At 35.0% G+C, this 12114-nt stretch carries 11 protein-coding genes; 1 reads left to right on the top strand and 10 read right to left on the bottom strand.

Going from position 1 to position 12114, the window contains the following annotated elements:
• Nucleotides 1-313: 313 nt before the first annotated feature.
• Nucleotides 314-1429 (bottom strand): hypothetical protein, encoded by a 1116-nt coding sequence (locus tag ACGH6Q_RS11150; RefSeq protein WP_411592837.1) that lies wholly within the window; start codon nt 1427-1429, stop codon nt 314-316.
• Nucleotides 1430-2018: 589 nt separating this feature from the next.
• Here ACGH6Q_RS11150 and ACGH6Q_RS11145 point away from each other — a divergent pair.
• On the top strand, nt 2019-2462 hold the full coding sequence (locus ACGH6Q_RS11145) for a hypothetical protein (protein WP_411592836.1): 444 nt from the start codon (nt 2019-2021) through the stop codon (nt 2460-2462).
• A 57-nt stretch (nt 2463-2519) separates the two neighbouring features.
• Here the strand turns inward: ACGH6Q_RS11145 and ACGH6Q_RS11140 are convergent, their stop codons facing one another.
• The 9 genes from ACGH6Q_RS11140 to ACGH6Q_RS11100 form a co-directional block, all read right to left on the bottom strand.
• The gene (locus ACGH6Q_RS11140) at nt 2520-3566 is read right to left on the bottom strand and encodes a hypothetical protein (RefSeq protein ID WP_411592835.1); all 1047 of its coding nucleotides are present in this window, start codon (nt 3564-3566) and stop codon (nt 2520-2522) included.
• Nucleotides 3567-3722: 156 nt separating this feature from the next.
• A complete protein-coding gene (locus ACGH6Q_RS11135; protein ID WP_411592834.1) occupies nt 3723-4730 on the bottom strand; it encodes a hypothetical protein in 1008 nt (335 codons plus the stop codon).
• 2 nt (nt 4731-4732) lie between these two features.
• Nucleotides 4733-4954, bottom strand: coding sequence for a hypothetical protein (locus tag ACGH6Q_RS11130; protein ID WP_208610491.1), 222 nt, complete (start codon nt 4952-4954; stop codon nt 4733-4735).
• Nucleotides 4935-5165: a hypothetical protein gene (locus ACGH6Q_RS11125; protein ID WP_075508847.1), complete on the bottom strand. Its 231-nt coding sequence runs from the start codon at nt 5163-5165 to the stop codon at nt 4935-4937. Before ACGH6Q_RS11125 ends, ACGH6Q_RS11130 begins: the two co-directional genes overlap by 20 nt.
• A 10-nt stretch (nt 5166-5175) precedes the next feature.
• Entirely contained in the window at nt 5176-5985 is an 810-nt protein-coding gene (locus tag ACGH6Q_RS11120; RefSeq protein ID WP_091125844.1) for a phage BR0599 family protein, read from the bottom strand.
• Nucleotides 5972-7633 carry a hypothetical protein gene (locus ACGH6Q_RS11115; RefSeq protein WP_174798497.1) on the bottom strand — a complete coding sequence of 554 codons (1662 nt, stop codon included), beginning with the start codon at nt 7631-7633 and terminating at the stop codon, nt 5972-5974. Before ACGH6Q_RS11115 ends, ACGH6Q_RS11120 begins: the two co-directional genes overlap by 14 nt.
• Nucleotides 7633-8592, bottom strand: a complete 960-nt coding sequence (locus tag ACGH6Q_RS11110) for a hypothetical protein (RefSeq protein WP_174798498.1) — start codon at nt 8590-8592, stop codon at nt 7633-7635. The genes ACGH6Q_RS11115 and ACGH6Q_RS11110 overlap by 1 nt, the downstream gene beginning before the upstream one ends.
• 15 nt (nt 8593-8607) lie before the next feature.
• Nucleotides 8608-9546, bottom strand: a complete 939-nt coding sequence (locus ACGH6Q_RS11105; RefSeq protein ID WP_174798499.1) for a hypothetical protein — start codon at nt 9544-9546, stop codon at nt 8608-8610.
• Between the two features lie 3 nt (nt 9547-9549).
• Nucleotides 9550-12114, bottom strand: a 2565-nt coding sequence (locus ACGH6Q_RS11100; protein WP_411592833.1) for a phage tail length tape measure family protein, incomplete at its 5' end; no start/stop codon positions are given.

Below are 12114 nucleotides of genomic sequence, written 5' to 3'. Positions count from 1 at the left end.
GTAGTAGCTTTTCCCACCGTTTATCTGTTAGCATTGTTCTTGGCATGATGAATCGAGTTATGGTTGTTTTTGGCAGAATTATTATAACTCACATCATGCCGTCTAAAAATAATCATGAAAGATCAACACGCCCTAAACATTAAATCGAAAATAGTTGTGCTTCATGGCGTGAATAAATAGCAGTGTTAATATGCAGTAAAAACTTGGCGAAATAGTTAGTAAAAAGTGTTTTTTATATTGTAAATAACTTGACTAAGTTATTATACTAAATAACGATTATATAAGACTATTGCTAGCTAAAACCACATCATAATCATTCATCATCTACAACGCCATCAATGAATTTATCTTTGTACCATACCATATTTTTATACAATATATTATCTTCACCAATTACATGCGGGTTTTCTCGATCAATATTATTTCGGTTTAACAAACAAGCGTTATATTCTTCTTCATTACATTTTCTGTGCTCTTGGGTATCAATGTTTTTAAACTGACAGCTATTTTTTATATTGATATATTTGTATTTTTGATAATGATAATTACTTTGTATTGTTGTCAAGATTCTTTGCTGTTTTTCATTATAATTATAACAATTTTTTTTACCTGTGGCGGATTTATCTTTTGGGTTAAAATCGATATCGCTACCCCACAAGTTTGTGGCTACAAATTTACCTTTGTTATTGATATAGTAGTCATAATTTGCTCCTATTCTGGCACTTGAGGCATATTTTTTAATGGCTAAATCAAGATTGCCGTCAAAATTGATATCCTCTAGATAAATGCTGTCAAATTGGTTGTAGCTATAATGTAAATTTTGTATTTTTTGCATTAATTGGTGGTTACTTTTGTCATAAACATTCACACCAACTAGTTTAATTTTTTCTTTTTTCTTTTTTGATAATACCGCAGTAAAATAAAATTTATCTGATGAATTCGTTTGTAATAATTCAAGGCGATTAAATTCAGCATCTGCTTCATCAATTATTTCAAGTTCTTTTTGCAATTTTATTGGATATTGTTGATTTTTTTTGCCATCAAACCAATAACCAACTAATTTTTGATTAAATTGTGTTTGCCCATTATGATTAAAGTTAAAGTAACTAATTGAATCCTTAATTTTTGGATGATTATCATTTTCATCCAAATAAATATCTTTATCATCATAAAGTTTTAAACTGTTTTGTTGGCTAACTTCATCGCATGAGTTCATTAAGTGACATTCATAGGATAAAGCATGTTGTATCTGTTTGTGATCATCTTTATAAACCCAAAAAGCTTTCAAATAGGGGCCCAAATATAACGTTACTTCTTTATTCTCAATATAGCCTTTATAAGCATAGGTAGCACTATAGGTAGTTCTATAGATAGTACTAAATACAGGAAAAGAAAGGATTAAAAGTAAAGCAAGTAGTATATTTTTCATTGTTATTATTTAAATTATTTGAAGTTTTTTCAATATGATGTTACAACCATATTTTATATGGATTAAAAGATATTAATAGTTTAACTTTAATATATTAGCGAAAATTTCAGCTTAAGTAAATTCGATTATTTTTTATAATACTGAAGAATTTATATTCTGTATTATGCTTGGAGTTTGATTACTACATTTTATATGTTAGGTATTTGTATGATAAAGAAATGATAAAAATAAAAATTAGCTTAACAAAACTTTACAAAAAAATAGGTGAAAAATGAAGTTTTTATTCTAAAATAGGGTAGCGTAGTTATATACTACTTTATGCTAAAATTACTAAAAACAACATTAACTGTTTATTTTATAACAATAAATTTAAGAAAATAAGTATGAGGAATAATAAAGTTATGATAAAATATGGACTTAATCGGGCATCGGGCATTTTGTTAATCGTTTTATTTTACCTTTAATATTACGGCAAAACGTTTTATTTTTACTGTTATCTTTTTGTTTTAAACACTTCCATTGCAAATCTCACTTTGTTGTCAAAATAACGACACTCACAGCTCACTCAAAACTGAAACTTACTCAAATAATGGGTTTAATCTTATTATCACAATGGATACACGTTGGCTCAGCTAATGCAATACTAACAGCAACTTCGAGTCAGATTATTACAGGAAATGCACCGCAAGTGGTGGCGTTATCGAGTGCAAATAAACATGGTTTTACTGTCAACGGTGTTTTTTACAGTGAGGCGAGTGGCACTATAAAATCTAGTGAAGTGAAAGAATTTGATGGTAATTTAACGCTTAACGATTTTAAAGTGGCGATTTATACTTCAACAAACTTAGATAAAGTTGAAAATTACAGCGATATAGATAGTGATAGTGCCGATCCACAGGAGCCGTTTAAAGTTGAATCGACTAATTATTGGTGGTATGACAATAATGGTGTAAGAATAATAGGTAATGATAAGAAAAAAATGATAGGTTGTGGCAGTGGCTTTTTGATGCCGAGCGTGATAAATCACGCTTAAATTAAGTGATAATTAACTATTTTGTATTTTTCATCATATGAAAATAAATTACAAATATTAAGCTTTAATTTGTAAAATGTATTTTTGTAAACTTTCTAACTCGGATTTTGTGTCGTATGCGTAGATCCGAATTTCATCATAATGTTCAGTTCCATTAATTTCTAGTTCGTGAGAATTTTCATTTGTTACTACTGTTTTCTTTAGCTCACCAGCTAAATAATATTCAATATGATATTTAACGGTTTCTGGTTTATCAATATTACCTTCATTATATGCAATGAGATTATCTTGTTGTATTTCTTTGTTTCGATGTAACCATGTTAATACTATTGTTTCTTGTTCTTTTAGTGTTATTGTCTCTGTAATAACACCATTTACCTGTAAATTAGCTGGAGGATATGGGCGTGCGGCTCTTGCGTCAAATTTTAGTGCTCGAATGGGGGCCTTATTTGCACTGAGTGTTCCAGCATTAGTTTGTGTTAACTGTTGAACATAAACAACTTCACCTTTTAAATATTCAATACCGTCCGTTTCAAATAGGCTATCAAAAAACCAGATAAACGAATCTTTACTGTGTGTTTGTGGTAATGTGTCTGCACATCCCCTTGCTATTGTTAAGGTCCCATTTAACTCATCAAATGCATCAATTCGAACAATTTCATTACCAATAATAGCTGCACTACCAATTGAAACATCTGTCATATTTTTGTTAAAAATCACGTTTAATTGTGTATCTATTTTACTTAACTGACGTTTACTGATTAATACCGCACTTGGCGTAAAGTCGCCTGTTCCTCTTATTGTAAAATCAGCACCTTCAGTTGTAGTTTGTAATAAATAGTTAATTGACTGTGAATTTGGCTGAGCAGAAACTAGAAACATATAGCCTGATTCGTTATTAACATCATAATTTGATAACTGGCTCATTGCAAAATAGGGAGATTCAAATAACATATAATTTTTAACTGGTCTTGGTGTTGTATCTTGAACTATCCCTGTCCCAGATTGATTACCACTATTATAAACGGTGTCTGCCAACCCAAAAACATCCTGAATTGCGGTAATTTCAATCATTCCATCTTCGTGCTCGTTAATAGAGCCCACCCGCATGACCATATCTTCGATATCTCGGTCTGGTAGTGATACCCGAAAACAATCAGCAGGAGTTAATATTTCACCGCGTCGATCAAACTGAATCGTTAGACGAATTAAACCCGCAATTCCAGATTCCAGTTCTCGCTGTGCAACACGTGCAGCCAGCTAAAATGTTGGTAGTGCTTTATATTCAATAGAGCTACTGATTAAACCAACGGCTTGAATTGCACCTAAATTTTGTGCCCGAACTTCACTATCCTCGTTCGTTACTGGATTATGCCATTTTACAGCAATTTCATTTGGTACATTATCGGAAGCGCTACTATCATCGTCCTGTACCACTAAAATACCGTTATCATAATTAAACAATGGTAAATCTTCTGTTTTGTAATTATCACGAATCAGTTTTAGTTTAATTTTTCCTGTTGTTAAATCAGCATATTGTACTGCGCCTATATGATCTAACACCTGCTGTACAAATGTATCTAACCCATCTTGTCGATTGTAACGAAAGCATAAACCGAATTTTTCATTATATAGAATATCAGCAGCAGTTTTAAATGAATCTAAATCAATATCCTCATATAGTTGCAATCCTCGTCCCCAATCATTGTTGGTTGCACACTCTATCAAAATATGCGCAGGATTCATTGCGTGAATAGTTCTTAAATTGCTATTTATTCCATTATCTTTTTCATGAATTGTTGATGTATCATCATATAACATGATGATACATTTTTCTGGGTACCATACTTCGTTATTTGACCAACCTTGTGTTGTACGTCTGACTCTATATTTCCACGGTTTTGGACTTGCTGAATAAGCACTAATTAAACCATCAAAGAACGTCGTAACCATGCCCCGAAAACCAGGCACAACGCCGCCCAGTAAATTTTTTACACGACTAGTTGGCTCCTGATCTGCATCACCCATTGCGATTTCAAATATGCCTTTAATTCCACCTTCACCACCAACATTAGTACCACCAAACAAATTCGGCTTATCAATATAAATTGATTTGCTAACAGTAACTTCATTTGCTTTACCTGCAAACACAGTTTTATCATCAGCGGTAATAGCAACTAACTCATTAATTGGACCACGCCCAAGCCCCGACTGAATACTGAAAAAGTATTTATAACCAATTGTTGTTTTCTTCTTTTTACTGCCCATACTTACCCCTTATGCACACTAGCTTGCTTTGCGAGTTCAACAATACGAATAGCTAATGCATCACCCGTACTTAAAATCGTTGTGCTATCAATCCCACCATTTTGAATAAAATCGTTAAAACTCAGTCCATAGTGTTTAAACCAGGCTCTTAATCCCCACGCACAGCCTCCACCTTGACGAATATCTGCCATAGTTATCCATATACTATTTTCTAATTGCTTCATAACGATAATTTCCATAAGCCAGTACAAACCAATCCGCAGTCCAACAGTCACCAAAAAACACACACTGTGGCGTTCCTTCTGTTGGCTGTGGATAATCAAAGTCATCAAACGTTGCTGCATTAACCTTATTATTATGTTTTTTGGCTAATGCTTGATTTAGAAAATAGGATGCAACCAGTACAACAACAAAACGCGCAATCGCCCACCACATAATTAACCTCCTAGAATAGTTTAGTAATGCTATACGGTGATTTGCCAGGCAGGTGTGGGCAACCACCATAATTCAAATGGTTATTAAATTTATTTTCACATGTATCAATCGTATTATCACAACCAGGATATACATTAATTATCAAACCTACACTTAAGCCATAAGTCCCACCGTACAGACTTAAATTATTGTTATTATGCATGCGAATACCTCGCCTTTCTGTTAGACCTTCAAACTCATATTCAATATAGCCACCGCTAAAGTAACCATTATTAATACTCTGTGGTACATTGAATGTAATTGATTTACCATCTAATGCAATTATCTCTAACCCTGAAATGACATAATGACGAGCTTTAACTTTACATCTACTATCATAAAGTGCATGGGGGCACTTTCTACCCCAGGTCAGCCTCAATCCCTGACGGCCAAATGTATTGACAATATTAGTTGTGATAATTTTGGCTTCACCAATTTTTTCACGTTTGACTTCAGTGATATTACCTACCCATGCCACCCGTAACTCTTGTTGATTATCATGATAATGCATGCGATAAATTCTAATTTTTACCGATGTACTAGGTGGCACACCTCGGTAAAAAGAAACAACTTTATTCGTAACGGGTAAGGTAATTTCAACATTATTACTGCTTGCTGATAATCCGTTATCACTAATTGCAATCGCTTCCCACAGTGCATTATTAATCATTATCGAGCGATCGGCATTTGTATAGCGGTAATACAAATTCTGCCTTTTAAACTCATACAGTGTTAATGGTTGTCCATTTGCAACAGAATACTCAAACTCACTCCAACTCATATCTTACCTCCCTAAATGTAACGTTTACTCTCGCCGTGCCGTCAGCATCAGTTAAATGCTCCCATACGACTTTGTCATCATTTAAACGGCATAGACGCATTATGGATATTTTGATTACTTCCTGGCGCATAAATGCAACTTTTTTATTGAGCAATAACCGAAGTCCACCTTTGTTATTGCTTTTTACGTTGACAATTTCACGATATAAAATGCGGTTACCACTCAATAAAATTCTTAAGAACTGTCCACCGAAATCAGTTTCAGTCATATTATTTTGTTCAATATCTAAAATTTCACTGGTTGCATCATCAACTAGTTTGCAATCATTACTAAACGAGGGGACAAAAATTGGTTTTTGGCGACCACGGAGGGCATAAAACAATGCACGCAGTTCAAGTTGTTTATTACGGCCATTAATTAAAAATTCATGAGATTGAGTAATAAAAACACGACTCGCGCTATCTGAGTAGTACACGATACCCGTTTGATTGTCGATTTCACGTCTCATTGATTCATATGAAACATGTACATCATCTGACCAATCTGGTTCTTGCTCCAGCACATAAAAATTATTGTATATAGGTAGCTCAACATTAACGTTAATGTCATTTTTTTCAACAATTAAAAATCGTAACTCTGCGGTTGCTAATTCATCTGTTCGCCTGATAATTTTAGGTGGTTCAGTTAATTTTGCCGATTTAATAGGAAATACTTTTGCACCTTTTAAAACAGCTGTATATATCGGTTCAGATAGTGTAATACTTGAACTTTTAATTGATTCAATATTACCAACAATTGTATTACTACCATCGATAACTGTTAAATTACCTCCTATATGATAATCTCGACCGATGGTTGATAAATAAATTGTCTTATCACCTGGTTTGATTTCTCTATCTAGTAGTGCTATATCACTATAAATTGGCAATGAAAATGAGCTTAAATAGTTCTGAAATAGTATATTTTCAATTTGTCGACGTTCGTGTTTATGGATAAGCGTTTGAAACTCAAATGTCCGACGAGGTGTTAATCGCATTGCTACCCGTTGTTCTGCCCCTGTTTGTGATTGATGTACATTGGTTTTCCATTCTAATGTTTCTGTAATACCATGCGACCAATTTGGAGAGAGAGGAAGCGGTAGCGAACGATTACCGCTAACAACTAATGTAACGGTTTCAGCGTTTAAAAAATGAAACGAAATTGTACAGTTAATACTATCTGTGCCGTGGCTATCAATATCAATTGATAATATTTTTAGGCTTAATCGGCTAAATAAAAGTGGTAACGTCACATTACTGACAGTGACCCCTTGTTTATCACTATAGGTAATATCAGTCAGAATTTTACTGCTGAAATAACCGTTGAAAATTGATACTTCTATAGTGCGTTGATTACTCACATAGCCAACATCAATAGTGGATGGATTAATATAGAGCTTGTTATAAATAATATTTAAAAATGATTGTGTAATGTAGCCTTTTCGCACATTGAATAACTGCAACGGTATTCCGCGTGTAACTGGCCCCGTTTTGTCTTCAACGACAGATGATAGACGAGCCATACCTTGATATTGTTGCAAATCAAAGCTACGTTGACCACGTAGCTTTTTCAAATCATTAATAACGTATCCTGTATGTTTGTTACTCATTACTCAATTACTCTATAAAAGTAGCCAAGGTCATAACTATTATCTTCATCCTGAACGTTGGATGTGACAGTTTGAAACATTGTTGCCGCACAGCAATAATATTTTTCACCATTAATTTCACGAATAGTACCAGGAACAACACTATCAATTCTGGCAACATAAAAATCAGGAACTACACCGATGCGTTGATATTGTTTGCTAGCCAAATGCAGATAAATCGATTGTGGCACCAACGTTATCAAATTATTAAACTGAGATAAACTTACCTCAACAAGTAACATATCCGGATGGGGTTTATAATCGCGTTCAATAGTCGCATCACCAATGCCCATTGCGCCCATGCCTTCATAACCTGACTCATTTGCTCCAAAAAAATAGTCTTTTTTGTTAACTCTAACAACGCTAGCAAATGAACGATATTCTCGGCTTCCGATATACAAGTACATATCACTGGTGAAGGGATATGATGCGTAACTTGTATCATTTGTGTTTGTTGAATGTGTTCCGTACGCATAATGACCATCATTGTAAATTCCATCTTTTTTTAGCGTTCCGAATCCAAAATGTCGAAAACGGCGAGAATCAACACGTACAACAACATGAATATATTGTGTTGTTGCTAAAAATGTATATGACGCAAATGGCTCATGATGAAAATTGGTACCAGCCCCCCAATAATAACGATAGAAATTTGCTTTACCGTTAACAGAGCTTGAACCATCTTGGTTATCCCAGGATAAATTTGCGTTAAACTGATTGTTGATAACAATGTACAACGTGGGGAGTGAATTTGATGATCCAACTCTTAGGCTCCAAAAGCAATTTTCATTATGTAAATAGAGTTCTTTTGCTTTAGTATCAATTTTATCAACAACCCACCCATCAACTGATTGTGCAAACGTTGCTAGTTTTGATAATAAATCTACGACTGATGAGGCGTTACCCGTTTGATATGCCATGTTTAGCTCCAATTTCTATACTTTTTCAATTGCAAAAAAATCAATATTCGTTACACGAAAACCATTTTGAAAAATAATAAATTCGCGACCATCATCGGTGCTAATCGTATCCTCTGCCGCTCGGCTTAATCCTGGTACCCAGTAAACACCATCTAATGCCCCCCAAAATTGAGTTGCACCTTTTGTCACGTCAACAATGGAAACAGGATAAAGTGGTGAGTAGCTATCAGGTGATGCAGTTAACACATTGATTTTTTTATTGCCATAATAATAAAATTTTTCAATACCTCTTGGATAAACTAACTTTGTTTGGCTACCTTTTGAACCATAAAACTGTTGCCATGATTGCGCTGGGGTAAATACGTAAAAATGATTGATACGCGGGTCGATAATTGACGCAAAATAATCTGTTGTAATGGAATATCGTTGTAGTTCATTATTACAGCTACCTGCAATCACTAGTGGATAAGGGTACTCATTTGGCAATGCGTTTGGTAGCATAAATCCGCAATAACAACTTGAATAAACAGTTGTCATTTTTGTTACTACAATAAATCGACGATTATTAGCAAAAAACCAGTAATGTAATGGATTATTATCAGCAAATAGTCCAACTTGTGTGCGATTTAACATACCACTAAATATGTCATTGGGTTGATTGATTAATTCAACATTAAAGTAGGTTCCACCGCAGAAATAAAGATTATAAGTATCATTTGAAATGCGATTATCTGTTTTACACGCAACATAAATATTATTGCCAGCAGTCGCTCCTGGCGCACTCCATGCATATGATTTTCGTTTTGCTATAGTTGCTGTAGCCGCAGTTTCGCCGCTGTAAATTTCTGTCCAGTTATCACCTGTTTTAACTAATTCACTATCAGTTGTTAAAAATAGATTTAATTTATCCAGTAAATCGATTTCGTTATCTGCAATTCCACTTTGATAAGCCATAGATTAAATCCCCAAATCTTGTTTAATTGTTTGTTTATTTGCTCGAATAAATGTTTTAAATGCTCTGCCACCCGTTACGCTATTGATGCCACGACTGACCATATCACCAGCATCAATGACTAATTCCTGCTGAATAACGGGACTTAATACAGTTGGTGAGCTTTTGCGTTGTTGGTTATCATCAAGTAATGGCGCTTTTGGAATATTGACATTGCTAACTAGCCCGCCTGTTGCATAATGATGTAATCGTCCCGTATTGATAGCGTGAAGATAGTCGAGACCGTATTTTTTCACAGATTCAGCTTTCACAACAAATTCACCGTTTGATAAGCGAGCAGGGATTGAATCTGATGTACTTGTACCTGGTCCACTGATATAACCACCAGTCGCTGCCACAACAGATGCTGCACCAGCTAACCCCGACATAGCAGAGCTACCCGCACTAGCCGATGTAATTGCTGTGTATAAGGTCGCTGCACCACTTGAAAATGCGGCTGCCATTGCGCCTGTTAATCCCGCGGTTCCCGTTGTCATTGCGGTAGTTAATGAAGTGCCAAGTTCAACCGAGCCAACACTTGTCGCAGTGGTGATTGCTGTACCCATCAGTTCTGCTGAAGCGATAGCACTGGCATTTTCAACTGCTGTATCGGTTATTGAGTTAAAAAGTGATTTACCCAAATTACTGAGTTGATTCATGGCAATATCAGCAAGACCTTTACTTGCTACCTGAGCCATTGCTGATACGATACTTTGTGCAAGGTTTAATAATGCATCTTTTAATTCAAATGTACCTTTTGCTAAAGAATCAAGACTACCTTGGATACCGCTTTGTAACCCGTTTTTAAATGCATTGGTTAATGCATCGGTAGTTTTATTTAGTTCTGCAATTTGTAGCTGAAGTGTAGCAAGTGCTTTTTGTGCATTTTCTCCAACTTGACCAGGAAGCGCTGTCATAGCTTGCAAAGTAGGTAAATATTTGGCAAGTTCTTGCGCTGTTTGCTTGTGCAAATCAACTAACTGGCTTTGTGCTTCAATTTGTGTAATTAAACCAGCAGTTACTTGTGCTTGTATACTTTGTTCTTTAATTGACTGTTGTGATTGTGCTTGCTGAACTTTTGCTAAAATTTCGGAAATATTTGCTTCAGCTTTTTTTAGTGGTAACAACTGGTCAATTAAGTCAATACCCTCAATATTTTTATTAGCTTTAAGTTGTGCAATAACCGCTTGATACCATCTATCAATTTCTGCCGTTTTAAGGCGGGCAGGATCAAACAATAGCGAATTGAGTTGATTTTGTAATTCGTCATTAAGTTTTTTATTTTCGTGTGCTGTAATTGCATTATTTGCCGCATTAGCTCGATTACGTTGCTCTACCGTTAATTTTTGAGAATCAATCAACGCTTGACGAGTTGCGTATGTTTTTTGTGTCTGCTTATCAGCTTGTGATTCTAGCGATTTTATAAATTGTTCTGTTTCACGTGCCGCAGATTTTGCAGCTCGGGCTGATTCTTGTATTGCTTTTTTCTTTGCTTCGTGCGCATCTATCAATTTTGCATTAGCGATAATCTCTTTTTTGAGCTCTGGGCTAGCATTTTTATACTGACCTTTTTCAATTTCATAAAGTGCTTTAGCTAGGGCAGTACTTTTTTCTTGTAACGCAACTTTATTTTTTAATTGTTCGTTATACTGCCTGAGCGATTTATCCGTTATTTCTTTTACATCTTTATCATATTGACCACCAGAAAATGATTTACCGTCTTTTGATTTAACCCCTTGTGCTTGTAAATCTTTACGACCCTTTTCATTAGCCCACAGCGCTTCATATTTTTTACGTAATTCATCAACCGCTTTAGCTTGTTTTTCGGCATCACTGGCATTTTGTTTATGCAGCTCATCAAGCTCTTTTTGGGCATTGATTGCTTTTTCATTAATGACATCGGTGTCATGCTTTTCTTGTACTTCTTTTTGCTGTTTATCTCGTTGAGCCTGTTTTTCTTGTAATGCTTTATCATCATTTTTATTGTATGGAATATATCCTGCCCCAGGAACAATATAAAAACCTCTATTTTTGGCTTTCTCCATTCTTTCAATATCTTCTTCTAGGCTTGATAATCCTAAATCAAACTTAAGCTCTTTCTTTAACTCATTACCTAGAACACTAACCCCATTTTTGAAGCGTCGCCAGGCATCTTCTAACCAATTAAGCTGTTCTTGCATCTTGTTAGCGCTGACTTCCATCTCTTTGGCATATCTCTCGGTAGCAACGGCAATAGCTTGTTCTGTGTCACCTTGTGCTTCTAACGCTGCAATACGCTGATAAGTAGCCAGATCTAAAAAGTGATATTGTTTATTACTTTCAACAGCCCAGCTTGTGACCGAATTTTCAATACCTTTAAATGATTGAACAGCGTCTTGGGCACTTTTTCCTGTCACTTGTGCCATATACGCTGATGCAGTAGCAATATTTTCAATGGATTTTGCTGATAACCGCCCCTCTGATGTCAGTTCTGCAATAACACCACGTGTTTCACTGTAGTTATGATTAATTTTACCGATACGTTGAGACAT

This window comes from Gilliamella sp. BG2, from assembly GCF_046635645.1.
Taxonomy (GTDB): domain Bacteria; phylum Pseudomonadota; class Gammaproteobacteria; order Enterobacterales; family Orbaceae; genus Gilliamella; species Gilliamella bombi.
Note: the sequence above shows the minus strand (reverse complement) of the source record. Positions and strands in the feature narration are given on the sequence as shown.

Bases quoted from the DNA above. Each gene is read 5' to 3' on its own strand.
- ACGH6Q_RS11125 (WP_075508847.1), bottom strand. From the start codon at position 5,165: ATGTGGTGGGCGATTGCGCGTTTTGTTGTTGTACTGGTTGCATCCTAT.
- ACGH6Q_RS11150 (WP_411592837.1), bottom strand. From the start codon at position 1,429: ATGAAAAATATACTACTTGCTTTACTTTTAATCCTTTCTTTTCCTGTA.
- ACGH6Q_RS11135 (WP_411592834.1), bottom strand. From the start codon at position 4,730: ATGGGCAGTAAAAAGAAGAAAACAACAATTGGTTATAAATACTTTTTC.
- ACGH6Q_RS11145 (WP_411592836.1), top strand. From the start codon at position 2,019: ATGGGTTTAATCTTATTATCACAATGGATACACGTTGGCTCAGCTAAT.
- ACGH6Q_RS11120 (WP_091125844.1), bottom strand. From the start codon at position 5,985: ATGAGTTGGAGTGAGTTTGAGTATTCTGTTGCAAATGGACAACCATTA.
- ACGH6Q_RS11110 (WP_174798498.1), bottom strand. From the start codon at position 8,592: ATGGCATATCAAACGGGTAACGCCTCATCAGTCGTAGATTTATTATCA.
- ACGH6Q_RS11115 (WP_174798497.1), bottom strand. From the start codon at position 7,633: ATGAGTAACAAACATACAGGATACGTTATTAATGATTTGAAAAAGCTA.
- ACGH6Q_RS11105 (WP_174798499.1), bottom strand. From the start codon at position 9,546: ATGGCTTATCAAAGTGGAATTGCAGATAACGAAATCGATTTACTGGAT.
- ACGH6Q_RS11130 (WP_208610491.1), bottom strand. From the start codon at position 4,954: ATGAAGCAATTAGAAAATAGTATATGGATAACTATGGCAGATATTCGT.